This is a genomic window from Streptomyces sp. NPDC002573 (genome assembly GCF_042889625.1).
Classification (GTDB): domain Bacteria; phylum Actinomycetota; class Actinomycetes; order Streptomycetales; family Streptomycetaceae; genus Streptomyces; species Streptomyces gibsoniae.
In genome coordinates this window covers 23,145-49,107 of record NZ_JBIARC010000020.1, presented here as the reverse complement: position 1 = coordinate 49,107, position 25,963 = coordinate 23,145, and the positions used below count along the sequence as shown (strand labels likewise).

Below are 25,963 nucleotides of genomic sequence, written 5' to 3'. Positions count from 1 at the left end.
GTCGGGGACGTGAGAAGCATATGGGATCGGGCGAGGGTTCGCCAAAACGGTTTAGGGGGCGCTCGGCGACAGTCGCGCGCCGGAGCGGTTCGGGCCCGCGGAGGAGCGGCTCGGGGCGGTGCCGGAGCGGCTGGGAGCGGGGCTGGAGCGGTCTGCGGGTGAGGTTTCCGGGGTGGCCGTGCCGGGGGACGGGGCGGCGCCCGGCGCGTTCTCCTTGGCCAGGTGGCGGGTCACCTCCGCCGTCGTCTCCCCCAGGCCGCCGAGCCTGATCTCGTCCCACGCCTGGAGGTGGCGGGTGTCGCGGTCCAGATAGAGGATCGAGGCCTCGATGGGCGCCGGGTACTGATGCTCGACCGCGCGCAGCCCGCTGCCGCCCGTGGAGCCCTCGATACGCAGCCGGGTGCCGTACCGCATGATCTCCATCCCCTCGTGGTGCAGATGGCCGGCCAGGACCATGGGCACCTCGCTGTCCGTCTGCCGGGCGGCCGTGGGCTCATGGGTGATCGCCACGTCGACCGGCGTCCCTGCGGCCTTCTGGTCGCGCAGGGCGGAGGCCAGGCGCGCGCCCGCCAGCTCCTCGGCGCGGTCACCGCCCGGCTCCACGGACCGGTCGGGGGTGAACTGCGGGTCGCCGATCCCCGCGAAGCGCACGCCCGCGACCGAGATCGCCCTGCCGTCGTCCAGGACGTGCACGTTCTTCATGTGCTCCAGGTAGTGCTGGGTGGTGCGCGAGTCGTGGTTGCCCCGGACCCAGACGTACGGGGCGCCCAGATCCGCGATCGGGTCCAGGAAGCCGTTCTCCGCCGCCGAGCCGTGGTCCATGGTGTCGCCCGAGTCGACGATCACGTTCACGTCGTACTGCCGCACCAGGGACGCGATGATCTTCCAGCTCGCCGGGTTGAGGTGGATGTCGGAGACGTGCAGGACCCGGATGGTCGTCGGGTCGGGCTCGTACGCCGGGAGGGTCGAGGTGACGTCGTACAGCTTGGTCACGTTCGTCACCAGGCGGGCCAACTCCTTCTGGTAGACGTCGAATTCCGTGACGATGCTCCGGGCGTTGCCGACCAGGGAGGGCGCCGAGGAGAGCAGACCGGAGAACTTCGGTTCGAGCACCGACTTGGGGTTCCAGGTGGCGTACGCCGTCGCGCCCGAGGCGGCGAGCAGCGTGAGCGCCAGACCGCCGGCCGCCAGGGCCCGGCGGGGGCGGCGGTAGACGACCAGGCCCAGCGCGCCGGCGCCGGCGACCACCGCCACACAGGAGCGGACGGCCAGGTCCAGCGTCCCGTGCTCGACATCCTGGGTGATCTCCTGCTGGAGCCCCGAGATCCGCTCCGGGTGGTCGACGAGGGCCTGCGCGCGGACCGGGTCGAGCTGGTCGACGTTGACGTCGAGACGGACGGGGGCCTCGTGGCTGTCCAGCCGCAGCGCGCCGAGCGGAGAGATATTGATCTTCGTGCCGCCGACCAGCGAGGGACGCAGGGTCATGGTGGTGTTCACGGGCCCGACCGGTACCCGTACGTCGCCCACGACCAGCAGGCCGAGCCAGGTGCCGAGGAGGACGACGGCGACCATGCCCAGCGCCCGGAGCCAGGGGTGCGGCTGGGGGACGAGTTCGGCGGCGGGGTGGGGGCGGAGCGAGCGGTAGTACCTGGCGAGGGTGCCGGGTGCCCTTCGTATGCGGTTCCGGACGGTGGCGGGCACACGGGGGACGAGACGGACTCGGACCATTGGTGCCGTATGCCCAGATCGCCGGGTCGATATGCGGGGCGTTCGACGCCTCACCTCCGAGGGTGTCGTACCGGACAATGGCCCTGTGCTGGAGATGACGCGCGAGGAGTTCGAGGAGCTGGTCGCCGAGGCGCTCGACCGTATCCCGCCCGAGCTGACGCGGCTGATGGACAACGTGGCGGTGTTCGTCGAGGACGAGCCGCCGGCCGACGATCCCGAGCTGCTCGGGCTGTACGAGGGCACTCCGCTGACCGACCGCGGGGAGTGGTACGCGGGCGTGCTGCCGGACCGGATCACGATCTACCGCGGACCGACCCTGCGGATGTGCGAGACGCGGGAGGACGTGGTCGCGGAGACCGAGGTGACGGTGGTGCACGAGATCGCGCACCACTTCGGGATCGGCGACGCCCGGTTGCATGCGCTGGGGTACGGCTGAGCCGGGGGCGCGCCCGAGGGGTGCGGCTGAGGCAGGGGGTACGCCCGCGTGAGTGCGGGGCGCGGGTCGCGGTGGAATGCCCGGATGCGGCCGGTATGCGGTCCCGTTCGTGCCTCTCTCGCCTCGCTTCGCTGTGACGTGTGACGCTCTCCGCGCGCGGCGCGTGTCCTCTTGCGGGTGACGGGAGTTGGGCAGGGGGACTTCTCTCTCCGCCCGGAGGTGGCTGCCCGTGCGCGCCTGTTACGTATCCGTCCGTCTGGCCGCCACGGCGATCGCCATCACCGCGGCCGCCGGCTGTGTGAGCGTGGGCGACGACGCGGGGAGCCCTACGCCGTCGCACTCGGCGGGCCGCCACGGCGCGGGCGCCCCGGACGGGGGGTCGGCGTGGGGCAAGGGCCGCGGCGGGGATCTGGGCGGCGCGGCGACCAAGGGCGGTGCGTCGAAGTCGGAGAAGTCCGGCAAGGACGCCTCCGGCTCGCCCTCCGCATCGGCGTCGGGGCGCGGCGTCGGGGCCAAGGATCCCAAGCCGAGCGGCGGGCAGTCGACGGGCCCCGGCGGCGGGGGCGCGGCGCCGTCCGGCCCGCCGGGCGGAGTGCCCACCCCCACCCTCAGTGTGGAGCCGTCGCCGACCAGCGAGCCCAATCCGCCGTCACCGACTCCGTCGACCGTGGATCCCTCCTCCTCGGCGCAGCAGTCCGCCCAGCTGCTGGTCCGTGAACGGGCCCTCGATGCCGGGGCGGCGCGGGTCTGACCGGGGCTCGCGTCCGCCCGGACGGCCGATGTGGTGAGGGTCACCCGGGGTGGGAGGGATTTGGTTTGCACTCGGTGGGTGCGGGTGCGTATGGTGGTAGATCGTTTGATCCCATTTGCCCGGCGCCTTAAAAGACGCGCCGCGTGTGGCGCGTACTCTCCCCTGCCGTGGCCGGACCGCATCGAGGCGGTCGAATGCGACTTCACGGATGTTTGGGCGCGTGCCGTGAACTCCGGAAGGTTCGCATTTCGCATGTCTGTTTCCACCACTGAGCACGTCGTCCTGTCCGAGGAGACCGAGGACAAGGACACCACTCCCGAGATCACCTTCGCGGATCTCGGTCTCCCCGAGGGCGTCGTCCGCAAGCTCGCGCAGAACGGCGTCACCGTCCCCTTCCCGATCCAGGCCGCGACCATCCCGGACGCCCTGGTCGGCAAGGACATCCTCGGCCGTGGCCGCACGGGCTCCGGCAAGACGCTGTCCTTCGGTCTGCCGACGCTCGCCACCCTGGCCGGGGGGCACACCGAGAAGAAGAAGCCGCGGGCGGTCATCCTCACCCCGACGCGTGAGCTGGCCATGCAGGTGGCCGACGCGCTCCAGCCCTACGGCGACGTCCTCGGCCTGAAGATGAAGGTCGTCTGCGGCGGCACCTCCATGGGCAACCAGATCTACGCCCTGGAGCGGGGCGTAGACATCCTGGTCGCCACCCCGGGCCGGCTGCGCGACATCATCAACCGCGGTGCCTGCTCCCTCGAGGACGTGCAGATCACCGTGCTCGACGAGGCCGACCAGATGTCCGACCTGGGCTTCCTGCCCGAGGTCACCGAGCTGCTCGACCAGGTGCCGGCCGGCGGCCAGCGCATGCTCTTCTCCGCCACCATGGAGAACGAGATCCAGACGCTCGTCGACCGCTACCTCGCCGACCCGGTGAGCCACGAGGTCGACGCCGCCCAGGGCGCCGTGACGACGATGTCGCACCACATCCTGATCGTGAAGCCCAAGGACAAGGCCCCGGTCACCGCCGCGATCGCCTCCCGCAAGGGCCGGACCATCATCTTCGTGCGCACGCAGCTCGGCGCCGACCGCGTGGCCGAGCAGCTGCGCGACGCCGGTGCGAAGGCGGACGCGCTGCACGGCGGCATGACCCAGGGCGCGCGCACCCGGACGCTGGCCGACTTCAAGGACGGGTACGTCAACGTGCTCGTCGCCACGGACGTCGCGGCCCGCGGCATCCACGTCGACGGCATCGACCTCGTGCTCAACGTGGACCCGGCCGGGGACCACAAGGACTACCTGCACCGCGCCGGCCGTACGGCGCGTGCCGGACGCACCGGCACGGTGGTCTCCCTCTCCCTGCCGCACCAGCGGCGCCAGATCTTCCGGCTGATGGAGGACGCGGGCGTCGACGCCTCGCGCCACATCATCCAGGGCGGGGACGCGTTCGACCCCGAGGTCGCCGAGATCACCGGCGCCCGCTCGATGACCGAGGTCCAGGCCGAGTCGGCCGGGAACGCGGCGCAGCAGGCCGAGCATGAAGTCACCCACCTCACCAAGCAGCTGGAACGTGCCACGCGGCGCGCGGCCGAGCTGCGCGAGGAGGCCGACCGACTGGTCGCCCGGGCCGCCCGTGAGCGCGGCGAGGACCCGGCGGCGGCGGTGGCCGCCGCCGCGGCGGACCGGCAGGACACCGTCTCCGCCGAGGCGTCGGAGGCCGTCGAGGCGCAGACCGCCGAGGTCTCCGTGCCGGAGCAGCCGACCGCCCAGGACGTCGAGCGGGTCCAGCAGGGCGAGCGCACGGAGCGTCCGGCGGGCTCGTCGTACGAGCGCCGTGACCGTCGTGACGAGCGGGGCGGCTTCGACCGTGACCGCCGTGACGACCGTGGCGGCTTCAACCGCGACCGCGACCGGGACCGTGGTTTCGACCGTCGTGACGGTGACCGTGGCGGCCGTTCCTTCGAGCGCCGTGACGACCGCGGTGGCTTCCGTCGGGACGGCGACCGTGACCGTCGCCCCTTCGACCGTGACCGCCGTGACGACCGTGGCGGCTTCAACCGCGACCGCGACCGGGACCGTGGTTTCGACCGTCGTGACGGTGACCGTGGCGGCCGTTCCTTCGAGCGCCGTGACGACCGCGGTGGCTTCCGTCGGGACGGCGACCGTGACCGTCGCCCCTTCGACCGTGACCGCCGTGACGACCGTGGCGGCCGTGACGACCGGGGTGGCCGTGACGACCGTGGCGGCCGTTCCTTCGAGCGCCGTGACGACCGTGGCGGTTTCCGCCGGGACGGTGGCGAGCGCCGTTCGTTCGACCGTCGCGACGAGCGCGGTGGACACCGTGGCAGCGACCGCCCGTTCAACCGTGACCGCCAGGGCGACCGCCCCGGCTTCCGCTCCGGCGGCCACGACCGCCCGTTCGGCCGTCGTGACGACCACCGCGGCACGGGCAGCTTCGGCCGTCGTGACGACAAGCCGCGCTGGAAGCGCAACGGCTGACGCCGACACAGGCAACCTGAGCGCCGTGCCCCCGCCCCGATCCGGGCGGGGGCACGGCGCTTCCCGCGTTCCGCGTCCACGATCCCCGGGCCGTTCCCGTACGTCCCGACGGCGATTCTTGGCCACAGCACCGAGCCTGTGGCGCATGTCATGCCCTCGTCCGGGGAAACGCTGGGTGCATGACAAATGACGTACGACCGACAGGGCCGTCCGACGAAGAGCGGCTGGCCCAGCTCGGTTACACCCAGGTGCTCGCCCGGCGGATGTCGGCGTTCTCCAACTACGCGGTCTCCTTCACGATCATCTCCGTCCTCTCCGGCTGTCTGACGCTCTATCTCTTCGGCATGAACACCGGCGGCCCCGCCGTGATCACCTGGGGATGGGTGGCCGTAGGACTGATGACCCTGTTCGTCGGCCTGTCGATGGCCGAGATCTGCTCGGCCTACCCGACCTCCGCGGGCCTGTACTTCTGGGCCCACCGGCTCGCGCCGCGCCGCTCGGCCGCCGCCTGGGCCTGGTTCACGGGCTGGTTCAACGTGCTGGGCCAGGTGGCGGTGACGGCGGGCATCGACTTCGGTGCCGCGTCCTTCCTCGGCGCCTACCTCAATCTCCAGTTCGCCTTCGAGGTCACGCCCGGCCGTACGGTCCTGCTCTTCGCGGCGATCCTGGTTCTGCACGGCCTGCTGAACACCTTCGGCGTGCGTATCGTCGCCCTGCTCAACAGCGTCAGCGTGTGGTGGCACGTGCTGGGGGTCGCAGTGATCGTCGGCGCGCTGGCGTTCGTGCCGGACCGCCACCAGTCGGCGTCCTTCGTGTTCACGCGGTTCGTGAACAACACGGGCTGGAGCAGCAGCGGCTACGTCGTCCTGCTGGGCCTGCTGATGGCCCAGTACACCTTCACCGGCTACGACGCCTCCGCCCATATGACGGAGGAGACGCACAACGCCTCCACGGCCGGCCCGAAGGGCATCGTCCGCTCCATCTGGACGTCCTGGGTGGCCGGCTTCGTCCTGCTGCTGGGCTTCACCTTCGCCATCCAGTCCTACGACAAGGAGCGCATGTCCCCGACCGGCGCGCCGCCTGCCCAGATCCTGCTGGACGCCCTCGGCGCGACCACCGGCAAGCTGCTGCTGCTCGTGGTGATCGGCGCGCAGCTGTTCTGCGGGATGGCCTCGGTGACGGCCAACAGCCGTATGATCTACGCCTTTTCGCGCGACGGCGCGCTGCCCCTCTCGCGGGTGTGGCACACGGTCAGCCCGCGCACCCGCACCCCGGTGGCGGCGGTGTGGCTGGCGGCGCTCGGGGCGCTGGTCCTGGGGCTGCCGTACCTGATCAACGTCGCGGCGTACGCGGCGGTCACCTCGATCGCAGTGATCGGCCTCTACATCGCCTACGTCATCCCGACCCTGCTGCGGGTGCGCAGGGGTGACTCCTTCGAGCGCGGGCCCTGGCATCTGGGCCGCTGGTCGCAGGCGATCGGGGTGGTGTCGGTGGTGTGGGTCGGGATCATCACGGTGCTCTTCATGCTCCCGCAGGTCTCCCCGGTCACCTGGGAGACGTTCAACTACGCGCCGGTCGCCGTCCTCGTCGTCCTCGGCTTCGCCGCGACCTGGTGGCTGGCCTCGGCCCGGCACTGGTTCCTCAACCCCCAGCACGAGCGCACCCTCGCCCGCGAGGCCGCCCGCGCCGGCTCCCCCGAACCGGTCGATCCGTAGCCCTTCCGGCACCCGCACGGCCCACTTCCGGCCCGCCTCCCCGATACCCGATCTACGAGACGGCCTCGTCCGGCTATGCTCGGGGAGGCAACACCGCCCGGGCCCTTAGCTCAATTGGCAGAGCAGTGGACTTTTAATCCATTGGTTGTGGGTTCGAGTCCCACAGGGCCTACGGCTGGTAGGCGGGGGATATGGCCTCCGACCTGCTACGCAGCGCCTGAGTCGGCTTCGGTCGGCTCGGGCGCTGCTTCGTTTTCAGGCCCGTGCGTGAGCGACGCGTGAGCGGATGTGCCCGTGGCCTGCGGAACGTGCTTGGGCCCGGCGGCGGTGGATACCCCGTAGGTATGGGGTCCAGCAGAGTGCCCCACGAGTGGGCCGTCTGCCGCGGATGTCTCCATGGGCCCGTTCGGCAGGCGGTGTGCTCGGCTCGGATGAGTCTGTCCGGCGCCACATTTCCGGTTGCCGGCGACGTACGGTGAAAGTACCGAGGGCGTCACGCACTCCGACTCTCCTGTCGGGTCGTCCTCGGCGAGAGACGAAAACCCGGGCCGCCCGAGCGGACGGTGCGGAGACGGGTCGGCATCATGGCCACCGCGATCACAGCAACTCCGCGACCCTTCCTGGTTATCGCGTTTCCCTGCCGAGGGGCGGCGTGACGGTCGTGCAGCGGCTGGACATCCACCGGCGTGACCGGGGAGAGCGGGCCCTCGTCACGCTCGTCGGCGCGATCGGACCCGCCACGGCTCCCCTGTTGCGGGCCGCGCTGGAGCAGTGCCTGCGCGACGGCGTGACCGGCATCGACGTCGATCTCGCCACCGTCGGCTTCTGTGACTCCCAGGGCCTGGACGTCTTCCTGACGGCGTCGCAACACGCAGACCGGGCTCATGCTTTCGTGCGGCTGCACCATCCGTGCGCGCAGATCACCCGACTTCTCGCCGTCACCGGCTCCGCCTCCCTGCTCAGTGAGGTGCCGGGTGCGTCTCCGTCGGCCGACGAGCAGCAGGGCGGCGGCGGCCTGGTCAGTGCACCTGTAGTGAAGGACGGGATCCGTCTCCGCCGCCTGAACCGCTGGCAGGCGGAGGACCTGAGCGAGGACATCGCCGACCTGGCCGTGGAACCCCTCGCGGGCTTGTCAGCGAGCGCGGACCGGGAGCGGGGCGACTTCTTGGGGCGGCTTGCCGTCAGCGCCCGACGGCCCGGCTTTGCGTTGCTGGTTGCCGAAACGACGGTGCTGGTGGGGTGCGCCTTCGGATTCCCGGTGGGTCCCGGTGCCCGCTCGGAGCGGGGGTTGCAGGAGAGCGTCCAGCGGCTCACCGGCTGTGCCCGGTTCCTGCTCCTCACCCAGGTCGTTGCGCATCATCACGCCCAGCGCCGAGACATCGGCCGCCGTCTGCAACAGCGTCTGCTGGCCGACCGGCACACCGCGCTCGGAGTCGCCCTGATCCGTCCGGCAGACCAGGCCGGCCAGGCCGCCTTCGAGTCCTGGGGCTGGCGAAATTGCGGAGAGATGGTGGGGCTGCCCGGTCTGGGCGCACCCTGCGTGCTGGTCCTCTTCCCGGAGAACGCGCCTGTACCGGCGCCTCCGGCCTTGGGCCCGGGCCGGGCGTAGCCTGGGAGACACCGAGAGCATATCGGGCGCACGATCTGGCGGCGCCGTTCCCGGCGAGTGACGAACGAGGGCAGCGCCTTCACTGCCCGGGACGGGATCGCACGATGGACTCCCTCACATCGCCCGCCGAAGGTTTGCCACCGGATGACGAGCACACGTACCGGATGCCGCTGGCGCGGTTGAGCCTCACCCCGGAATCCAGCCACGGCCCGCTCGACGGAGCATGGTGGCCGCGCTGTGACGTCCTGGAGCTGGAGTTGCCCGCCCTCGTGGGCTCGTTGGACCCCGGCCACGGTACGGTCACCCGCGTCACGGCGGGGACTGCCGCGTGGCCCGACGCCCCGGGAACGGTGTCGGCGCCCGACCACGTGATCGAGGTCCTCCTGAGCGAGGCCGCCGACGAAGCGCATGCCATCACCCTGGAGTGCGGCACCGTGGGGCGCTGGGAGCTGCTGGTCATCCCGCCCGACGAGCCGACGGGAACGGCCGGTCGGCTCCTGACGGCCGCCGCCGATCCCTGGAACACGCAGTCGGCTCAGCGCATCCTCGCCCGTGTCGAGGACGGCCTCGGCCAGGAGAGCGGCAGGCAGCGGAACGGCCCATGATGGACTGATGGGACCGGCAGCTCTTTCGTCGGCCACCGCCGCCGCCCGTGTCCGCGTGGATCACGTCGGGTGAGCGGATGACGGCCGAACCGCGCGCGGACCGCTCCGAGAGCTTCGGGGAAGCGCTCCTCGGGACGGTTCTCGATCGCGCACACGAGCTTCCGCCCCACCTCGTCGGCCCACTGGTCGCCGACATGATGGAGCGGCTGGGGGGCCGCCGTCCGCAGATCCTGCTGCAGGACTACGGCCAGCTGCTGCTCGTACCCCTGCCCGGTGAGGGCCTCGCGGGCGGGGACCCCCAGGTGATCGACGATTCCGCCGCGGGCCGCTGCTTTCTCGGTGCGCTGCCCGTCGAACTGCCCGAGGGCGACGGCGTACGTGTCCACCTGCCGCTGCTCGACGGCGGCGACCAGGTGGGCGTCATGGCCGTGACGCTGGACCGGGTCGACGACGACGACCGCCGCATGCTGCGCCGGCTCTCCGCTCTGGTGGCCGACCTGCTGGTGACCAAGCACGGATATTCCGACCTATTCTTCCGTACCCGACGCCGTGAACCGATGAGCGTGGCCGCCGAGATCCAGTGGGCGCTGCTGCCGCCCCTGGCCATGATCATGCCGCGCGTCGCCCTGGCCGGAGTCCTGGAGCCCGCGTACGACGTGGCGGGGGACAGCTTCGACTACGCGCTCAACGGTGACGTCCTCCACCTGGCCATGATCGACGCGATGGGTCACGGACTCGGCGCGGCCACGATGGCCACCGTGGCCATCGGCGCGTACCGCTACGCCCGCCGCCTGAGCACCGGCCTGACGGAGATCTACGCCTTCATGGACGACGCCGTGGCGAAGCAGTTCGGCGCCGACCACTTCGTCACCGCGCAGATGATGCGGCTGGACACGACGACGGGCCACCTGCAGTGGGTCAACGCCGGACACCCCGCACCGATACTCGTCCGCGACCACCGTGTCACGCGCCGACTGGTCGGCCCGACGACTCTCCCCGTGGGCCTTGGCGGTGCGGAGCCGGAGGTAAGTGCGCTGGGGTTGGAACGGGGAGACCGCGTCCTGTGCTTCACCGACGGGCTGATCGAGGAGCACGCGGCGGGCGAGGAGCAGTTCGGGGAGGAGCAGTTGATCGACTGGGTGAACGGGCTGGAGAGAACCGGCCGCGGGGTCCGGGCGGTGGCGCGTGCCCTGTCGCACACACTCAAGCGGGCGCGGGGCGGCCAGACCACGGACGATGCGACGCTGCTCCTGGTGGAGTGGCGCGGCTGACCCGACCGCAGGGTCTGTCCCGGTGCGGGGCGACTCATCAGCCCGACGCTGTCTGTCCGCCTCCCGTATCGATGAGGATCTGCTCCGCAGAGCTGACATTGCTGGCCAGGACGGCCTGAGCCATCGCCGCGTGAGCGGCCTCGGGTGTCGCCTCCGGTGGGATGACCAGCAGTGAGAAGTGATCCCTGTCGCCCCGGGTGATCAAGACGGTGTCATCACCCACTGGGAAGGAGTCCACGTGCACCACCCGGTCATCGATGACGATCCGCGTCGGGAGCCCCTCCCAGGCCGTGGCGTCCAGCCCGACCCGGCTCAGAGGGCCCAAGTGCTCGGCGAGGGCGCTCAGCAGCGCGGGCAACTCGGCTCCGATGTCCCGCGACCGTGGCCACCACGCACCGTCGAGGACGCCTTCGCGTGATGCCGTCGTCTCCAGCCGGAGCAATGCGCTCCCCGGTCGCACGGCATGGTGTACACCACTTGGCAGATGCCGGGAAGCATGGGATATGTCGGAGTCGGCCATGAGCGGACCACCCGTTCGGGATGCGTTGCGAACACGGGAATCGCCTCGCGCTCACCACGCTACTCCAGGTACCGCCCGGCGCCGGTACTTGTGAGATCGCCGTGGTGGAGAGACCTGCTTTGACACCAAGCGTGAGCGGGCGGGCAGAGGCTTCGCTCAGGCGACGGTCTCGTCGCCTGCCGGACGGGACCGGGGAATCAGCTTCGCCGCCTTCTCGGCGATCTCACGGTCCAGCTCGGGGAGCAGGCTCGTGTACGTGTCCGAGGTCAGCGTGATGGTGGAGTGCCGGAGCGTCTCCTTAACGGTGTGGATGTCGCCACCGCCTCCGTGCGTGAGCGTCGCGGCCACGTGGCGCAGGTCCCGCAGGGTGATGGGCGGCAGGTCGGTCGTGGCGAGGATGCGGCGGAAGGTCTCCGAGACCGTCTCCGGGTGGAGCCAGGAGCCGTCCTCCTTCGTGAAGACCTTGCCCGTGTCCTGCCAAGCTGCGCCCCACTTGGCCCGCTCCTTGTCCTGGCGGGCCTTGTGGTCGCGCAGGACGGCGATGTTCATGCTGTCGAGCGCGATCGTGTTCGCGCTGCCGTCCGTCTTCGGCTCGGACTCGTAGGGGTCCCAGCCGTCCACCACGATCTCCTTGGCAGGGGTGATGAGGGCGGCGTCGAGATCGATCTCGTGCCAGTCCTGGCCGACCGCCTCACCGCGCCGGAGGCCACGGGTGCCCATCAGGTGGAAGGCCGCGTACAGACGGTCGCCCTCTGCGGCGTCGAGGAAGGTGCCGAACTGCTGCGGGGTCCACACCATGACCGGGCCGGGGATCTCGCCCGTCTCGCGCCAGCGCCGGACGCGCTCCGCGGTCCAGAGGAGGGGCTTGGGGCGCCTACCGGACTCCAGCTCGACGTGGGAGGCCGGGTTGAAGGTGATGAGCTGCTGGGCGATCGCGGAGTTCAGCGCCGCGCGCAGGGTGCGGCGGATCGCCTGCCGGGTGGCCGGGCCGGTGATCTTCCGGAACGGCTTCATCTCGGCCAGCTTGGCCCGTTCGACCGCGAGGAGCTTCCGCTCGGCTCCCACGGGACGTCCGGGCTTGCTCGGCTTGCAGCGGGCGATCTGCTCGCGGCGGGCCTCGTTCTCGGCCGCGATCACCTCGTTCTCATCGGCGATCGTGTCGAACATCTCCACGAGGTGGCCGACGTTGAGCCGGTCGAGGCGTACATGGCCGATGTGCGGCTTCAGGTGAACGCGGATGTGGGAGGCGTAGCCGTTGAGCGTGGTCTTGCGGCGCTTCTTCGCGGCGAACCACTGGTCGAGCCACTCGCCGACGGTGAGGCTGCCACGGAGGGCCAGGCCCGCACGCAGACGGCGTTGGGTCTCCTCGATGGCCGGCAGTGGGGCCTTCTCGGCCGCGACCTCCGCCAGCATGGCGGCGAGGCGCTGGAGGCTGTCGGGGTCGTCCTTGTCCGCGAGGGCCAGCAGGGAGCGGACGTGGTCGAGTTCCGACTGGGCGTCCTTGAGGGACTCGTAGCCGGCGCGGCTGAAGGAGCGACGGGTGCCGTCCTCGCGGGGCGGCAGTTCCTGGCGTATGGAGTAGTAACCGTGCTTGCGGCCCTTGCGCTTGGGGCACGAGGCGCCGAGTTCCTTGCCGGTCTTCGGGTCGCGGCAGGAGCAACGGCGGTAGGTGGAGCCCTTCAAAGGCGTTCCTCCGGGGTGGTTTCGGTATCGGGTTCGGGCGGGTCGACATCGCCCAGTGCGGGTGGCAGATCAGGTGGGGTGGCCCCCTCCTCGCGGAGGTCGCGGCGGAGGTAGCGGAGCCTGTACTTGGCCGAGACGGCCTGATCGGCGTACTTGGCCTGCTGGCGCTCGGCTTCTTCCTTCTCGGCGCGGCTGGTGGCCGTCTTGGCCGCGAACCGGGCCTGTTCTTCCTCTTCGAGCGCGGCGAGAGCGGTGCGGACGAGACTGGCGTGAAGCTCGAAGTCGGGGACCAGGCCCGCGTCGTAGCCGGGTACGTCCTCTTCCCCGGTGAAGCGCCGTAGGGCGTCCCAGGTGGGCACGAGGTGCTGGAAGGGGAGTTCCTGGGTCTTTTCGACGTAGCCGACCGGGAAGATCAGGCAGACCGGGTACGTCTCCAGGGCGGCGGCCAGGACCATGACGTCCGCGAGGGGGAGGTTGGCCCGGCGGCCGGACTCCATGTTGGCGATCACGTTGCGCGGGATGGGATGTCCGAGCTGTTCGCACCGGTCCGCCAGGTCCTGTGCGCTCCACCCCATCTCCTTCCTTCTGCGCCGGACTTCGCCGGCGACGTTGGCCTTGATCCGGTCCGCCCACTCGGGGACGTCGTCCTCGTCACTTCCATCATCGAAGCCGCGTTGTGTCATAAAGACACATTAGCTTGGCCATCCTGGTTGGTAGACGCCTGGAGCCGGACGTGATGACTGCGTTCGCCGAGGGCTGCATGGAAAGGGGCGCACTGCATGCGCGACGACGCGATGGCCGGAGACTCGAAGGGCTCGAAGGGGATGAGTCGGGAGGAGGTACTCGCCCTCCCGGTGGCGGTTGACCTGGACACGAGCAATCGAGCGCTGGGGCTCGGCCGGAGCAAGGGCTATGAGCTGGCGAAGCGAGGCGCCTACCCGTGCAAGGTGCTGCGCCTGGGCAACGCCTACCGGGTGGTGACCGCGGACTTGTGGGAACTGCTGGGTCTGGCGGCGTGAAGGGGCGGCAGCGTAGCAGACGGTTCTGCGCTGAGCTGACACAGAATCGCTGGACTGTTGCCGGGGGTGGACGTACTGTCCGTGTTCCCTCGGGGCACCGAGCGAGTGTCCCGACTCGGGACACAGAGCGTGTTCAGTCTCTGAACGCAGCGAGCCTCCGGCGCGGCAACGCCGGAGGCTCGGGAATCCCCGTCGCCCGTCTCCAACGAACGATCCGCGCCGCTGGGCCTGCATGCCCGGCGGCGCAGAAGAGGAGCCACCTGGTGCAACCTGAGAACCCTGCGCCCTATTCCACCCCCGTATCCCCTGCCACCGCATGGCCGTCGGTCGCGGTGCCGGGCAAGCCCGACCAGGGCGAACCCGAGCACGCTGCGTCGGTCGCGGCGGCCAAGACCCGGGCGCCGGATCCGGAGCCGACCGTCGGCTCGGCGCTGCTGGACGAACTGCGTGAGCAGATAGCGAAGTTCGTGATCCTGCCCTCGCCGGAGGCGCTGGATGCGGTGACGCTGTGGGTGGCGGCGACGCATCTGCAGCCGGCCTGGCAGCACGCGCCGCGTCTGGCGGTGGTGGGGCCGGCGAAGCGGTGCGGCAAGTCGCGGCTGCTGGACGTACTGACCGAGACGGTCCACGAGCCGATGCTCACCATCAACACCACACCGGCTGCGGTGTTCCGGTCGATCACCGAGGAGCCGCCCACGCTCCTGGTGGACGAGGCGGACACCATCTTCGGCACGCCGAAGATGGCGGAGAAGAACGAGGAGATGCGCGGCCTGCTCAACGCCGGCCACCAACGCAACCGCTACGTCACGCGGGTGGTCGGCAACGACCACACCCCGCACCGGTTCGCCACCTTTGCCATGGCGGCCCTCGCGGGGATCGGTGACCTGCCCGACACGATCATGGACCGGGCTGTGGTGATCCGTATGCGCCGCCGGGCGGAGGGCGAGCGCGTCAAGCCCTTCCGCTCCCGACGCGACATCCCCGCTCTGCACGACCTGCGCGACCGGATCGCTGCATGGGCAAGGCCGCTGCTGGATGAGGCAGCGGACCTGGAGCCGGACATGCCGGTGGAGGACCGGGCCGCCGACACCTGGGAGTCGCTGGTCATCATCGCGGACCTGGCCGCCGGATCCTGGCCCCGTCGCGCCCGAGAAGCGTGCGCACGGATGGTCGCCGCAGAGGTCGAGGCAGAGGAGGACCGGCCCGGGGGAGCCCGAATCCTCGCCGACATCCGCAGGGTGTTCGTAGCCCAGCGCGAGCCCGACAGCCTTACCACGGACGAACTACTCCACCAGCTCCGGCAGGATGCCGAGAGCCCCTGGGCGGAGTGGGGACGCAATGGGCTGAACGCCAAGGACCTGGCAGCGATGCTCCGGGAGTTCGATATCAGGCCCGGCAACGTTCGCCTCCCCGATGGAACCCAGCGCAAGGGCTACATGCGCAACAAGTTCCTCGACCCCTGGCGGCGCTACTGCCCCACTGCCCACCCAGTGGACACCAAGCCTGCCACCCCCAGCGCAGACTGACCCCCGCATCCCCCGGTGGGCGTCCCTGCCGTACCTGCCGTGATCCCGCAGGTCAAAAGGCTGCAGGCAAGACGGCAACCGGCGACAAGACGGCAACACGATCATGGTGAACCGCTGCCGCCGGGAGGACGCAGCCCGGATCCGTCTTGCGCCGTCCCACGCGTCCTCGCCGTATCACCGCAGGTCACAGCCTCGCCGAGCGGGACGGCACAACGTGGCAGTGCCGTCCCGCCCGGCCGGGGACACGACGAGACGCCGCCGGCAGGCCGCCCGCCGTCAGGTCGCGCCGCACACGCGGAAGAGCCCAACGGCCGCCGGTACGGCACATCCACGCCCCTGCCGTACCGGCCCTGACCTGCGCTTGCAACGGCCAAGACGGCAAGACGGATCACACCGCCAAACCCCAGGAGCCCCCGCTTGACCCTTCCCACCCTCACAACGACACCCACTCGTCGGGGGCACCGCCCCGACGGAGGACGGCTGTCGATGACCAAGAAGGACATCGAGCGGTACACGCTCGGTGCGGCCGGAGTCGTCATCGTCGCCCTCACCATCAGCGGATTCTGGCTGTCGTACGCACACCTCGCCGAGGTCGCTGGTCAGCACGGGCTGCGCAGCTCCACCACCCGACGCTGGGCCTGGCCGGCGACCCTGGACGCCTTCATCGTCGCGGGCGAACTGCTCATGCTCCGCGCGGGCCTGCGCAGGGTGACCGACAGGTGGGCGATCGCCCTGACGGCCACCGGATCGGTCGGCTCCATCGCGCTCAACGTTGCCGGAGTCAACGGAACCGGCAGCGCAGGCACCGTTCCGCTGCTCGACTACGTGGTCGCCGCGGTCCCCCCGACCGCAGCCCTGCTGGCCTTCGGTGTCCTGATTCGGCAGATCCACCAGCTCGTCGACCAGCCTGCGGGCCATCCGGAACCCGCACCGGCTCCGGTGCCAGAACCACCGGCCACCGCCCCCGCCACGCTCGCCGAGCCACCGGCCGAGCCCGCCCAGCCGACCGTGCCACCGACCGCCGTTGCCGAGAACAGGCCGCGCGGTGGCCGTCCGCCCAGCGCCACGCTCGAGGAACTCGTGGAGATCGGCCGGATGGCCCTCGCCGAGCACGGCACGCTCACCCGGTCACTGCTCCGGAATGCCGTCAAGGCCAAGGGCCTGACGATCAGCAGCGAGCGGCAGACCGACGTGATGACCACCCTCCGGTCCGAAATCGAAGCCGCCGCCGAGACCGGTCCGGACAGCGGCTGACCGGAATCTCACGGGGTGACCGGAACCCTTCCGGTCACCCCGGCCAGTCGGCCACCGGTCTCACTCGCCACCCGCTTATCCACATCTGTGGACGAGGCGGCGACTGCCTCCCTCTGCCGCCCCCTCCTGCGGAATTGCCCGCCTTCCCCGCCCATCCCGGAGCACCGCCCGTGACGCACGATCCGCACCACCCCAAAGACACCCCCGACGAGCCGATACCGCTGACGAAGTCCCCTACGCTGATGAACCGTCTGCGGCGTGCGTTCGGACGGGGTGCCCCCGGCGGAGCCAGTAGTACCCCGAGTCCGACTCCAGGCCGGACTTCGGGGATCTCCGCCCCGGGGGTGGCGGAGACGGCCCAGCGCCAGGGGGCGCAGGACCAGGAGGCCGTGGCCGAGGGCGGCCCCGACCCGGACACACTCCATGCCGTCCAGCGCGAGATCCTCCGCCCCGTACGTCAAGACGCTGCCACCGCCGGCGAGCCCTCCGTGAAGAGTGTCCAGCCGACGATCCGCCGCTTCACCGGCGAAAAGCGTGATGCACGCGTCGGTCCCTTGCGTTTCCTCGATGCGGAGCGTGCCCGCCTCCAGGACGTAGCCGCCGAGCACGGCTACAAGGGCGACTCCGGGTTCGCCGCCGACGTGGTCATGGCCTTCATCACCGGACGGTTCACCGCCAACCTGCCCTTGTCCGAGGACCGCCGCCGCACCCACCACTTTCGCGCCCAGGTCCTGCGCCAGCTCAACCGGATCGGCGTCAACGTCAACCAGATCGCACGCGCCCTCAACAGCGACCACACCCCACCCAACCTCCGCCAGCACCTGACCGAACTCCAGCAACTGCTGGAGCTGATCGCCGAAGCCCTGCGCCAGCCCGCCGAGCCGGCCGAGCCGGAAAAAGAGGAACTGCCCGCGTGATCGCCGCCATCAAACCGGCCGGGTCCAGCACCCGCGGCCTGCTCGCCTACCTCTACGGGCCCGGCCGCCACGACGAACACCTCGACCCGCACATCGTGGCGGGGTTCGCCATGCTCGGCATGCCCGACCCCGGCCGCGATGAGAGTGCCACCCTCACCGAACTGGCCCGCTACCTCGACGAACCCGTGCGGCTGCGCAACAACGAGTTCGGAAAGAAGGTCACCGACCACGTCTGGCACTGCCCCGTCCGCGCCGCCCCCGAGGACCGCTACCTCTCCGACGCCGAGTGGGGTGACATCGCCCAGCGCATCATCGAGGCCGCCGGCATCGCCCAAGTCGGCGACGACCTGGCCTGCCGTTGGATCGCTGTACGCCACGCCGACGACCACATCCACATCCTCGCCACCACCGTCCGCGAGGACGGCCGCCGCCCCAAACTCCACGACAGCGGCCTGCGCGTCGGCGACACCTGCCGCGAGATCGAGAAGGACTACGGGCTCCGCCAGCTGAAGAAGGGTGACCGCACCGGCGCCCGCCGGCCCGCCCAGGGCGAGATGCACAAGGCCGAACGCCTCGGCTGGGAACAGACCAGCCCCGAGTGGCTCCAGGACCGCATCCGCGCCGCCATCCCCCACGTGACCAACGCCGAGGAACTCATCGCCTACCTTGAAGCTGGCGGCATCGAGGTCAAGGCCCGGCGCGGCCCGTCAGGAGACCTCCTCGGCTGCGCCGCCGGCCGCCCCGGCGACGTCAACGAGGCCGGCGAGCAGATCTACCACCCCGGAAGCAAAATCTCCCCCGACCTCTCCCTGCCCAAGATCAAGGCCCGCCTCGAATCCGGCCGGCCCGAAGAACACCCCACCGCCCGCCGCAACCACCCCAGCACCCCCTGGCAGCAGGCCACCGACGCCCTCGACACCCTCCACACCGGCCTCGCCGACGACACTCACGCCCAGGCCCACATCGCAGCCCTCGGCGAGCTGCTCGAAGCCACCGCCCAGAAGGCCCCCGACAACCTGCGCGGCGAACTCCAGGCCGCCTCCAAGGCGTTCGCCCGAGCCCAGCGCTCCCAGATCCGCGCCGAAGACCGCGCCGCCCACGCCCTGCGCAGCGCGGCACGCGACATCGTCCACACCGCCACCGGCCCCGACGGCAGCGCGCTGGCCGCCCTGCTCGCGGCTCTCGTCTGGGCCACCATCGTCGCCCGGCGCTGGCACGAAGCGAAGAACCACGCCCACCAGGCCGACGCTGCCCGCCAGGCCGTCCAGCACCTCCAGATAGCCGCAGATCGCGCCGTCGCCCCGATGCTCACCGATCTCGCAGCCCGACCGCCCAGGGAGGAAGCCCGCCATGTTCTTGTGAACGACGTACGGGCAGCCATCCCCCACCACGCCGAACGAATCCTCGCCGACCCGGCCTGGCCCGCGCTCGCCACCGTCCTCGCCGACGCCGAAGCCCGTGGTCACCAACCCCACCAGCTCCTCAAGCAGGCCGCCGCCCAACGCGAGCTGACCTCCGCCCGCCAGCCCGCCCGCGTCCTGATCACCCGCATCCAGCACACCGGCCGAAACCCGGCTCCCAACCGCCGTGCCGAAGCCGCCCGTCGGCGCTCGACCATCGCAGCTTCGACGCCCACTCAGCAGAATGGGAGCCCCCAGCTCTCGGTGGTGGTGGTGACCCTCGCCGAACAGCAGCATCGAAAGCGCCGGTAGGCGGCGTGCGGTTTCGCCGTGCGACCCGCGCCTCTGCGACTGAGAGTTGGTGCGTTCAAGCCAACGTCACACCGAACCGACCCCGGGCCCTTGACGACCCTCGCCCCCTTCGGAAGCGTCGCACGCAAGAACGCGCAACCGACTTGATCTGGGAGGGCATCGTGGACCTACAGTTCATCGGGATCGACCCCAACACCGGGGGCGAGGGGTCGCCGACGGTGTGGGTGGAAGAGGAGACGGCTGACCTGGTCCTCCAGGGCGTCAAGGCCGAGGAAGCGCTGGAGGCACTGGTCAGCGGTACGGAGTGGGTCGCCGGTCACGCGGTGGGGATCCCCGCCCACGAGACGGTGATCCGCATTCCGGCCCGCATGGTGCCGATTCTGAGGGAGGCGTGCGATGTCGCAGAGCGGCGTGCCGAGCTTCACTGAGCTGCTGGCCGGTACCCGCCGCAGCGCGGTGCATCTGGAGATGCGCGACGCGTACGGCGTCGGTGACGAGGCACAGGAGTTCGAGGAGTTCAAGCGCACCGGCCACGTCGATCTCGATCCGACGGCGCGGTGGTGGCCTGGCTGGCTGGGCATGGTGCGGGAGGCCGTCGGCCGTGGCGTGGTGATGCGTCGAGCCAGGATCGTCTCCGAGCCCGTGACGGACTACATCCGCTGGGAACACGCCGCCACCCCGCTGAACGTCGAGGCGGGTGAACTGGTGCGCTGGCTGCCCCGCCGTCGGGCCGTGGACATCGCCCTGCCGGGAGCCGACTTCTGGCTGTTCGACGACCGCCTGGTGCAGTTCAACATCTTCACCGGGGACGGCGATTGGGCCGATCCACCCAAGGAATTCAGCGAGGACCCCGCCGTGGTCAAGCTGTGCTCCGACGCTTTCGAGGCCGTGTGGGAGCGTGCCGTCGACCACGAGAAGTACGCCGTCTGACCCCCGCTCCGGCCCATGCCCGCCTCTCCCTCGTCCAGCGCTCAGGCCGCCCGTGAAGCGCTCGCCGTGCGCCTGACGCACCTTCGCAAGGACGCCGGCCTCACCGGGAAGGAACTCTCCGCCCGGTGCGGCTGGCACCCCGCGAAAACCACCCGCATCCAAAAAGCCGAGGTACAGCCCACCGACGTGGACATCCGCGCCTGGTGCGCTGCCTGTGGCGCCGCTGACCAGGCCGACGACCTGATCGCCACGGCCCGCGCCGTCGACTCGATGTACGTGGAGTGGCGCAGGAGCCACCGGATGGGCATGCGCAAGACCCAGGAGCACTTCTACGGCCTCTACGCGCAGACCGGCGTCACACGCGCGTACGTCTCCAACGTCGTACCCGGCTTCTTCCAGACCCCCGCGTACGCCACAGCCCTGATGGAAGCCATCACCGACTTCCAGGGAACCCCCAACGACGTCTCGGAGGCCGTCGCGGCCCGCGTCGCCCGGAGCCGGTTCCTGTACGAGGGCGGACACCGGTTCATCGTGCTCATGGAGGAGTGCGTCCTGCGCTACCGCGTGGGCGACGCCGAGACGATGGCCGGACAGCTGAGGCATCTCCTGGCCGTGATGCCGCTCCCTTCCGTCTCCCTGGGCGTCATCCCCTTCACCGTGCAGAGGACCATGTGGCCGCTGGAGGCGTTCTACCTCCATGACGGCACACGCAGCGTCGTGGAAACCCTCACGGCCGAGGTCAACGTGGTGCAACCGCGCGAACTTGCCGACTATCGCAAGGCGTTCGGTGAGCTGACGAAGATGGCTGTCCACGGCAACGCCGCCCGCGCTCTGATCAACGCGGCGATCGACTCCCTCGGATGACATTGCGCAATTCCCCGCAATTTCGTTGAGGCAAAACTCCGGCTCTCCGTACGGTCGTTGACGTCGCCGGGCAGGCCAGGCTCCCCTCGGCGGCAGTGGAGGAGAGTCCCGCTCGCACCCCCTGTTGCGGGTGGGACGTCCAGCCCCGAGGAGACGACCCCGTGAGCGTCATGACCAGACCCACCACAGTCGGACCGGCCGGTTACACCGAAACCCTCCCCTGCGCGCCCGAGATGGCCCGCCGTGCCCGGCGGCTCGTCTCGGCCGCGCTGAACACCTGGGGCATAGGCGAGATGGCCGATGCGGGCACACTGATCGTCTCCGAGCTGGTGGGCAACGCAGTCCGCCACACCCCGTGCCGTCTGATTCGGGTGTCCGTCCGACGCGTCACGAACGATCTCGTGCGGATCGGCGTCACCGACAAATCCCACGCCCTGCCGAAAATGGGTCCGGCCGCCGGCGGCGATGAAACCGGGCGTGGCCTCGTACTGATCGACGCGCTGTCACACCGCTGGGGCTATGACCGAAAGCGCTGGGGCAAAACCGTCTGGGCGGAGCTGGCGGTCCCGCCATGCTGACCTTGCGACTGCTGCCAGAAGACGAGCTGGCGGGCGTCGCCGATCCGGAGCGATGCGTGGAGCTGGCTCTACCCCGGCGCACGCAGGGCGGGATCACCGTCCGCACCCTGCGCCTGACACCCGCCGACCTCGTGCGGCTGCGCACGGAAGCCGATCTGGCGCTGGCAGATATCCGTACCGAAGTCATGCGCGCCGAGGCCGCGTGGCACGAACGACTCGCGCAGTGGCACGCCGACGGGCGAGCCGCCGTCGAGGCCACCCGGCCGGACACGGCGCTGCTCTCGCTCGTCCTGGAGGGCCTGCGGGCCTCTCTGTAGCACCCACAGACTCCGCCCGGTGTACCGAAGGACAGCCCCGGGCGGTACGGCGTCCCCTCGTCTCCCCCAGGTGGGCGGGCGCCGCTCCAGATCCGCTGGCTGCAACCGACACGGCGGATCTGCTCAAGACCTCTCGCTCTGACTGAGCGGGAGGAAGCCGAGAGAAACAGGAGTGCACGATGCCCGAGAACGTCGTCATGGAGCCCGCCGAGGACGGGCTGATCGTCTCCCGGAAGTCCATCGCCGCCGCCCGCTCCCGTGCGGAGCAGCCGTCCGACGGCGGCTCGACCGGCGTCTCCGACACCAACGACTGAGCGGAGCCGACAGAAGTGCCCGCCTTCTCGAAGGTGGTCGAACGCCTCGGTGGGGACTTCCCCACCGGGGCCTTCGGCCGCACCTACCGCATCTGGCGCAGCGTCGCCGACTTCTCCTCCGTCCTGACATGGGGCGACCTCAACACCGTCATCGGCCGGGGCCGCCTTGAACCGCCTCGCCTCCGCCTTCACCGCGACGGGGAACTCATCCCGTGGCAGCGCTACGCCACCGCCGTCACCACCCGCAGGAACGTGGTGTGGCAGCGCATCCAGCCCTCGCGGCTGCACGGCCAGCTCCTCGACGGTGCCTCACTGGTCCTGGACGCCGTGGATGAACTCCACCAGCCCGCCGAATGCCTGGCACAGGCCCTCGAAGCGGTCTTCCGGGGCCGCGTTCAGATCAACGTGTACGCCTCCTGGACCGCGACGGAGGGCTTCGGAACCCACTGGGACGATCACGACGTCATCGTGGTCCAACTCGAAGGAGCCAAGCGGTGGCGCCTGTACGGGCTGACCCGGACCAACCCCCTCCACCGTGACATCGAAGCCCCACAGCCTCCGGCAGACGAGCCCATCGAGGAGATCATCCTGCGCGCCGGCGACATGCTCTACCTGCCCCGGGGCTGGTGGCACGCGGTGGCGGCCACCGAGGGCCGATCCCTGCACCTGACGTGCGGACTCCAGACCACGACCGGCGCAGATCTGCTGGGCTGGCTCTCGGACCGGCTGCGGACCTCGGAAACCGTACGCGCGCACCTGCCCGTCTTCGCCCCGCCGCAGGAACAGGCCGCCTACCTCGAACTCCTCCGCAAGGAAGTCACGGACGCCCTCCACGACGGTGCGATCGCAGACTTCCTCACCGCCAGGGACGGCATAGAACCGGGCCGCCCCATGCCGTCACTGCCCTTCCTCGACGCCGTACCGGCGCGCGACGACCTGCATGTCCGGCTCACCACAGCCCGAGCCCAGCTCACCGACAACCATCAGGACCAGGTCGTGCTCCTCGCCGGCGGCGAAGAGTGGACGTTCGCCCCGCCCGTACGCGCTGTGCTGTCCCCGCTCCTCGACGGCGCCTCGGCGCCGCTGGGACACCTCGCGGAAACGAGCGGCCTCACGGTCGGACAAGTCGCCGGGCTCGTGACGGAACTGGTCCACGCAAACGTCGCGGTGGTGAGCGAGCCGTGAGCCCCGACCTCGCACTGGGAACGTACCGGTGCCGGGACATCCCGCAGGCGGCCGTCGCCGCGGTCGCCTGCGGGGCATCCTGGATCGACACCGCCCCCAACTACCACCACGGCCGTGCCCAGGCCGAGCTTCAGCCGGTGCTCGCCGGGAACCGGGACCTGCGTGTGTCGACGAAGGTCGGATTCTTCACCCCCGACATTGCGGCAGCCGCCAGCGACGCGGGCGTCGTCACACCGGCCGAAGCCGCTTCCGGCCACTGCCTCACACACCGCTACGTCGCCTGGCAGAGCCACCACAACCGCGCCGAGCTGGGCCGCGTGCCGGACATCGTCTTCGTCCACAACCCCGAACAAGCCGACCGCCCTCACGACGCCATCACCAGCGCCTTCACCGCCCTCGAAGCCGAGGCCCGCGCCGGACGGATCGGAGGCTACGGCGTCGCCACCTGGACCCGCTTCGACGGCGCGTTCAGCGTCGCCGACCTCCTCAAAATCGCCACCCACTGCGGAGGCCGCGGCCATCATCTGTCCGCCATCCAGCTCCCCGTCTCACTGGTCATGCTCAAACCGGTCGCCCAGGCCCTGGAGGGCACCGGCCCCCTGGCTGAGGCAACCGCAGCCGGCCTGGACACGTTCATTTCCGCCCCCCTGCATGGCGGAGAACTCCCCACCATGGTCACGGACGAACTCGCCCAACTCATCGACCCAGGCACCACCCCGGCCGAGGCCGCCCTGCGTGTCACCGCGTACACCCCAGGGGTGAATCACGTCCTCCTGGGGTCCGGGAACGCGCAACACTGGGAGGCCGCCCAGCGCGTCCTTGCTTTACCTCCGCTCCCGGACAAGACCCTGCACGAGGTGATCGATGTTCTCGGCGCCTGACGACGCCACCGCCCAGCGCATGCGTAACGCCAGGATCTCTGCGTGCACCGCTCTCGCCTTGACCGACCTCGCCGAGGAACCCATCTGGGGCTACGCCGGCCGGACCCTCTCCGGCGCCGTGACCAGCGCGCAAGGCACCGGCTGGCTCCGCGTCGTCGCGGAGCACCCCGACAAGGCGCACGGGAAACTCTGGGACGGCCCGAAGACCGCCCAGGAACTGCTTCCTCCCGCGATCCCCCGCCCTGTCCTCCACGACGTCCACGACTGGCAGGCCGCCGGCTGGGCGTACCGAGCCGAGCTGTATCAGCACACGGACGCCACCGTCATCTCCCGCTCACCGGTCCTCGAACACGACCCGGCCCTCCCCAAGACATGGTGGACGAAGCTGCGGACCGCACTCGACTGCCTTGCCGAAGTCCCCACCGAACGCATCGCCGTACGCGAGGAGTACATCCGCCGGGCCATCCCCGAATACACAGGCTGCGATATCGGTCAGATCGAGTGGTCCACAGCCCATGGCGATTTCCACTGGTCAAACCTCGCCGGTCCCGACCTCACCATCCTGGACTGGGAAGGCTGGGGACAAGCCCCGGTCGGCTTCGACGCCGCCCAGTTCTACCTCTACTCCCTCCACACCCCCGCCACGGCCGCCCGTGTCCGCCAGACCCTCGGCCACATCCTCGACACCCCAGCCGCACGCGTGGCAGAACTGACCATCTGCGCCCGGGTTCTCCAGGCTGCCGACCGCACGCCGTTCTACAAGGAACTTGCGGGCCCGGTGAAGGAGTACGTGGACGCGACATACGAGAGGACGAGGTGAGAGCGGTCGAATCCATGACCCTCCTCGTTGCCGCAGTCATCGTCCACGACAAGGCCACCAACCGCGTCGTCCTCCTCCAACGCAGCCAGAACGCCAAGTTCGCACAGGGCATGTGGGACCTCCCCGTCGGCAAAAGCGAACCCGGCGAGCCCATCACAGAGACCGCCGTACGCGAGCTGTACGAGGAAACCGGCCTAACCGTGAAGCCGCACTCCCTGAAGGTCGCCCACATCATCCACGGTGCCTGGGGTGTCGAAGCCCCCAATGGCTTCCTCACCGTCGTCTTCGCCGCCCACGAATGGACGGGCGAGCCCGAGAACCGAGAACCGAGCAAGCACACCCAGGTCTGCTGGGTCAGCGCTGAGGCTATCCCGGAGGCGTTCGTAGAAACCACGGCGAGCGCCCTCCGCCGATATCTCACGGGTGGTCCGGAGATCTCCCTTGACGGCTGGCGGTAGCTGCCCTGATCGGTCGTAAATCAGGGCAGATGCTGGCGCAGGTCGGCTCTCGACTGTGGCCACGTGCAGGCCGAAGGCTCCGTCCATCGATGCGACGGACGGGGCTTTGGCTTCGAGGCACGGTTCCGGTAGCCGATCGAGAGGGGCTTCACCTGGTGGCCGTGGTCGCCGCTGCAGCAGCGCTCACATCGGTACTGAACGTACTGGTCAGCGGGCCCTTTTGCGTGAGCGATGCGTGAGCGGACGGTGCGGCACGAGCCGACATGGGACAGACTGGCGATCATTCCGGATGTGCCCTGACCAGGTGTTACCGGACGTCGAAGCAGCGTCCGGGAACACCTGGCAAGCCTTGGCCAGGACTTTTAATCCATTGGTTG

26 protein-coding genes and 1 tRNA gene are annotated in these 25,963 nt (G+C 70.2%); 23 read left to right on the top strand and 4 right to left on the bottom strand.

The window, feature by feature from the left end:
• Window positions 1–51: 51 nt before the first annotated feature.
• The gene (locus ACFYX0_RS20225; RefSeq protein ID WP_388971896.1) at window positions 52–1,728 is read right to left on the bottom strand and encodes a metallophosphoesterase; all 1,677 of its coding nucleotides are present in this window, start codon (window positions 1,726–1,728) and stop codon (window positions 52–54) included.
• Between the two features lie 85 nt (window positions 1,729–1,813).
• On the opposite strand from ACFYX0_RS20225, the gene ACFYX0_RS20220 reads away from it, so the two are divergent.
• The 8 genes from ACFYX0_RS20220 to ACFYX0_RS20185 all read left to right on the top strand — a co-directional run bounded on the left by ACFYX0_RS20220 (window position 1,814) and on the right by ACFYX0_RS20185 (window position 10,608).
• Window positions 1,814–2,164, top strand: coding sequence for a metallopeptidase family protein (locus ACFYX0_RS20220; RefSeq protein WP_311695876.1), 351 nt, complete (start codon window positions 1,814–1,816; stop codon window positions 2,162–2,164).
• Window positions 2,165–2,393: 229 nt separating this feature from the next.
• Window positions 2,394–2,915 (top strand): hypothetical protein, encoded by a 522-nt coding sequence (locus ACFYX0_RS20215; protein WP_388971894.1) that lies wholly within the window; start codon window positions 2,394–2,396, stop codon window positions 2,913–2,915.
• A 252-nt stretch (window positions 2,916–3,167) separates the two neighbouring features.
• Window positions 3,168–5,408 carry a DEAD/DEAH box helicase gene (locus tag ACFYX0_RS20210; RefSeq protein ID WP_388971892.1) on the top strand — a complete coding sequence of 747 codons (2,241 nt, stop codon included), beginning with the start codon at window positions 3,168–3,170 and terminating at the stop codon, window positions 5,406–5,408.
• A 179-nt stretch (window positions 5,409–5,587) separates the two neighbouring features.
• Window positions 5,588–7,123, top strand: coding sequence for an amino acid permease (locus ACFYX0_RS20205; RefSeq protein ID WP_388971890.1), 1,536 nt, complete (start codon window positions 5,588–5,590; stop codon window positions 7,121–7,123).
• A 99-nt stretch (window positions 7,124–7,222) separates the two neighbouring features.
• Window positions 7,223–7,295, top strand: a tRNA-Lys gene (locus tag ACFYX0_RS20200).
• A gap of 480 nt (window positions 7,296–7,775) precedes the next feature.
• Window positions 7,776–8,732, top strand: a complete 957-nt coding sequence (locus tag ACFYX0_RS20195; RefSeq protein WP_388971888.1) for an STAS domain-containing protein — start codon at window positions 7,776–7,778, stop codon at window positions 8,730–8,732.
• A gap of 104 nt (window positions 8,733–8,836) precedes the next feature.
• Window positions 8,837–9,337: a DUF5994 family protein gene (locus ACFYX0_RS20190; protein WP_388971886.1), complete on the top strand. Its 501-nt coding sequence runs from the start codon at window positions 8,837–8,839 to the stop codon at window positions 9,335–9,337.
• 77 nt (window positions 9,338–9,414) lie between these two features.
• A complete protein-coding gene (locus tag ACFYX0_RS20185) occupies window positions 9,415–10,608 on the top strand; it encodes a PP2C family protein-serine/threonine phosphatase (protein ID WP_388971884.1) in 1,194 nt (397 codons plus the stop codon).
• Window positions 10,609–10,645: 37 nt separating this feature from the next.
• Here the strand turns inward: ACFYX0_RS20185 and ACFYX0_RS20180 are convergent, their stop codons facing one another.
• The 3 genes from ACFYX0_RS20180 to ACFYX0_RS20170 form a co-directional block, all read right to left on the bottom strand.
• Entirely contained in the window at window positions 10,646–11,128 is a 483-nt protein-coding gene (locus ACFYX0_RS20180) for a DUF5994 family protein (RefSeq protein WP_388971882.1), read from the bottom strand.
• A gap of 156 nt (window positions 11,129–11,284) precedes the next feature.
• A complete protein-coding gene (gene xerC, locus ACFYX0_RS20175) occupies window positions 11,285–12,811 on the bottom strand; it encodes a tyrosine recombinase XerC (protein ID WP_388971880.1) in 1,527 nt (508 codons plus the stop codon).
• Window positions 12,808–13,494 carry a helix-turn-helix domain-containing protein gene (locus ACFYX0_RS20170; protein WP_225099820.1) on the bottom strand — a complete coding sequence of 229 codons (687 nt, stop codon included), beginning with the start codon at window positions 13,492–13,494 and terminating at the stop codon, window positions 12,808–12,810. Before ACFYX0_RS20170 ends, xerC begins: the two co-directional genes overlap by 4 nt.
• Before the next feature lie 96 nt (window positions 13,495–13,590).
• Between ACFYX0_RS20170 and ACFYX0_RS20165 the strand changes: the two genes are divergently transcribed.
• The 15 genes from ACFYX0_RS20165 (at window position 13,591) to ACFYX0_RS20095 (ending at window position 25,586) form a co-directional block, all read left to right on the top strand.
• Complete coding sequence (locus ACFYX0_RS20165) at window positions 13,591–13,830, top strand: hypothetical protein (protein WP_225099819.1); 240 nt, start codon at window positions 13,591–13,593, stop codon at window positions 13,828–13,830.
• Window positions 13,831–14,093: 263 nt separating this feature from the next.
• Window positions 14,094–15,356, top strand: a complete 1,263-nt coding sequence (locus tag ACFYX0_RS20160) for a DUF3631 domain-containing protein (RefSeq protein ID WP_388971878.1) — start codon at window positions 14,094–14,096, stop codon at window positions 15,354–15,356.
• Between the two features lie 486 nt (window positions 15,357–15,842).
• Window positions 15,843–16,610, top strand: coding sequence for a DUF2637 domain-containing protein (locus ACFYX0_RS20155; RefSeq protein WP_388971876.1), 768 nt, complete (start codon window positions 15,843–15,845; stop codon window positions 16,608–16,610).
• Between the two features lie 344 nt (window positions 16,611–16,954).
• Complete coding sequence (locus ACFYX0_RS20150) at window positions 16,955–17,527, top strand: MobC family plasmid mobilization relaxosome protein (RefSeq protein ID WP_388971873.1); 573 nt, start codon at window positions 16,955–16,957, stop codon at window positions 17,525–17,527.
• Window positions 17,524–19,239 carry a relaxase/mobilization nuclease domain-containing protein gene (locus tag ACFYX0_RS20145; RefSeq protein WP_388971871.1) on the top strand — a complete coding sequence of 572 codons (1,716 nt, stop codon included), beginning with the start codon at window positions 17,524–17,526 and terminating at the stop codon, window positions 19,237–19,239. The genes ACFYX0_RS20150 and ACFYX0_RS20145 overlap by 4 nt, the downstream gene beginning before the upstream one ends.
• Window positions 19,240–19,400: 161 nt before the next feature.
• Window positions 19,401–19,667 carry a hypothetical protein gene (locus ACFYX0_RS20140; RefSeq protein ID WP_388971869.1) on the top strand — a complete coding sequence of 89 codons (267 nt, stop codon included), beginning with the start codon at window positions 19,401–19,403 and terminating at the stop codon, window positions 19,665–19,667.
• Window positions 19,636–20,169, top strand: a complete 534-nt coding sequence (locus ACFYX0_RS20135; RefSeq protein WP_388971867.1) for a DUF6879 family protein — start codon at window positions 19,636–19,638, stop codon at window positions 20,167–20,169. The genes ACFYX0_RS20140 and ACFYX0_RS20135 overlap by 32 nt, the downstream gene beginning before the upstream one ends.
• 15 nt (window positions 20,170–20,184) lie before the next feature.
• On the top strand, window positions 20,185–21,033 hold the full coding sequence (locus tag ACFYX0_RS20130) for a helix-turn-helix transcriptional regulator (protein ID WP_225099813.1): 849 nt from the start codon (window positions 20,185–20,187) through the stop codon (window positions 21,031–21,033).
• 170 nt (window positions 21,034–21,203) lie between these two features.
• Window positions 21,204–21,611 (top strand): ATP-binding protein, encoded by a 408-nt coding sequence (locus tag ACFYX0_RS20125; RefSeq protein ID WP_388972094.1) that lies wholly within the window; start codon window positions 21,204–21,206, stop codon window positions 21,609–21,611.
• The gene (locus ACFYX0_RS20120; protein ID WP_388971865.1) at window positions 21,605–21,928 is read left to right on the top strand and encodes a hypothetical protein; all 324 of its coding nucleotides are present in this window, start codon (window positions 21,605–21,607) and stop codon (window positions 21,926–21,928) included. The genes ACFYX0_RS20125 and ACFYX0_RS20120 overlap by 7 nt, the downstream gene beginning before the upstream one ends.
• A 179-nt stretch (window positions 21,929–22,107) precedes the next feature.
• Complete coding sequence (locus ACFYX0_RS20115) at window positions 22,108–22,242, top strand: hypothetical protein (RefSeq protein WP_263636687.1); 135 nt, start codon at window positions 22,108–22,110, stop codon at window positions 22,240–22,242.
• Window positions 22,243–22,257: 15 nt separating this feature from the next.
• Window positions 22,258–23,427 (top strand): cupin domain-containing protein, encoded by a 1,170-nt coding sequence (locus ACFYX0_RS20110; RefSeq protein WP_388971863.1) that lies wholly within the window; start codon window positions 22,258–22,260, stop codon window positions 23,425–23,427.
• Window positions 23,424–24,308 carry an aldo/keto reductase gene (locus ACFYX0_RS20105; protein ID WP_388971861.1) on the top strand — a complete coding sequence of 295 codons (885 nt, stop codon included), beginning with the start codon at window positions 23,424–23,426 and terminating at the stop codon, window positions 24,306–24,308. The genes ACFYX0_RS20110 and ACFYX0_RS20105 overlap by 4 nt, the downstream gene beginning before the upstream one ends.
• The gene (locus ACFYX0_RS20100; protein WP_225099809.1) at window positions 24,292–25,128 is read left to right on the top strand and encodes a hypothetical protein; all 837 of its coding nucleotides are present in this window, start codon (window positions 24,292–24,294) and stop codon (window positions 25,126–25,128) included. Before ACFYX0_RS20105 ends, ACFYX0_RS20100 begins: the two co-directional genes overlap by 17 nt.
• Window positions 25,129–25,142: 14 nt before the next feature.
• Complete coding sequence (locus ACFYX0_RS20095; RefSeq protein WP_158922444.1) at window positions 25,143–25,586, top strand: NUDIX domain-containing protein; 444 nt, start codon at window positions 25,143–25,145, stop codon at window positions 25,584–25,586.
• Window positions 25,587–25,963 lie beyond the last annotated feature (377 nt).

What these genes read in the sequence shown, in the direction of transcription:
- ACFYX0_RS20225 (WP_388971896.1), bottom strand. Translation starts at nt 1,728, where the DNA reads ATGGTCCGAGTCCGTCTCGTCCCCCGTGTGCCCGCCACCGTCCGGAAC.
- ACFYX0_RS20210 (WP_388971892.1), top strand. Translation starts at nt 3,168, where the DNA reads ATGTCTGTTTCCACCACTGAGCACGTCGTCCTGTCCGAGGAGACCGAG.
- ACFYX0_RS20205 (WP_388971890.1), top strand. Translation starts at nt 5,588, where the DNA reads ATGACAAATGACGTACGACCGACAGGGCCGTCCGACGAAGAGCGGCTG.
- ACFYX0_RS20190 (WP_388971886.1), top strand. Translation starts at nt 8,837, where the DNA reads ATGGACTCCCTCACATCGCCCGCCGAAGGTTTGCCACCGGATGACGAG.
- ACFYX0_RS20185 (WP_388971884.1), top strand. Translation starts at nt 9,415, where the DNA reads ATGACGGCCGAACCGCGCGCGGACCGCTCCGAGAGCTTCGGGGAAGCG.
- ACFYX0_RS20180 (WP_388971882.1), bottom strand. Translation starts at nt 11,128, where the DNA reads ATGGCCGACTCCGACATATCCCATGCTTCCCGGCATCTGCCAAGTGGT.
- ACFYX0_RS20170 (WP_225099820.1), bottom strand. Translation starts at nt 13,494, where the DNA reads ATGACACAACGCGGCTTCGATGATGGAAGTGACGAGGACGACGTCCCC.
- ACFYX0_RS20165 (WP_225099819.1), top strand. Translation starts at nt 13,591, where the DNA reads ATGCGCGACGACGCGATGGCCGGAGACTCGAAGGGCTCGAAGGGGATG.
- ACFYX0_RS20155 (WP_388971876.1), top strand. Translation starts at nt 15,843, where the DNA reads ATGACCAAGAAGGACATCGAGCGGTACACGCTCGGTGCGGCCGGAGTC.
- ACFYX0_RS20135 (WP_388971867.1), top strand. Translation starts at nt 19,636, where the DNA reads ATGTCGCAGAGCGGCGTGCCGAGCTTCACTGAGCTGCTGGCCGGTACC.
- ACFYX0_RS20130 (WP_225099813.1), top strand. Translation starts at nt 20,185, where the DNA reads ATGCCCGCCTCTCCCTCGTCCAGCGCTCAGGCCGCCCGTGAAGCGCTC.
- ACFYX0_RS20125 (WP_388972094.1), top strand. Translation starts at nt 21,204, where the DNA reads ATGACCAGACCCACCACAGTCGGACCGGCCGGTTACACCGAAACCCTC.
- ACFYX0_RS20120 (WP_388971865.1), top strand. Translation starts at nt 21,605, where the DNA reads ATGCTGACCTTGCGACTGCTGCCAGAAGACGAGCTGGCGGGCGTCGCC.
- ACFYX0_RS20115 (WP_263636687.1), top strand. Translation starts at nt 22,108, where the DNA reads ATGCCCGAGAACGTCGTCATGGAGCCCGCCGAGGACGGGCTGATCGTC.
- ACFYX0_RS20100 (WP_225099809.1), top strand. Translation starts at nt 24,292, where the DNA reads ATGTTCTCGGCGCCTGACGACGCCACCGCCCAGCGCATGCGTAACGCC.
- ACFYX0_RS20095 (WP_158922444.1), top strand. Translation starts at nt 25,143, where the DNA reads ATGACCCTCCTCGTTGCCGCAGTCATCGTCCACGACAAGGCCACCAAC.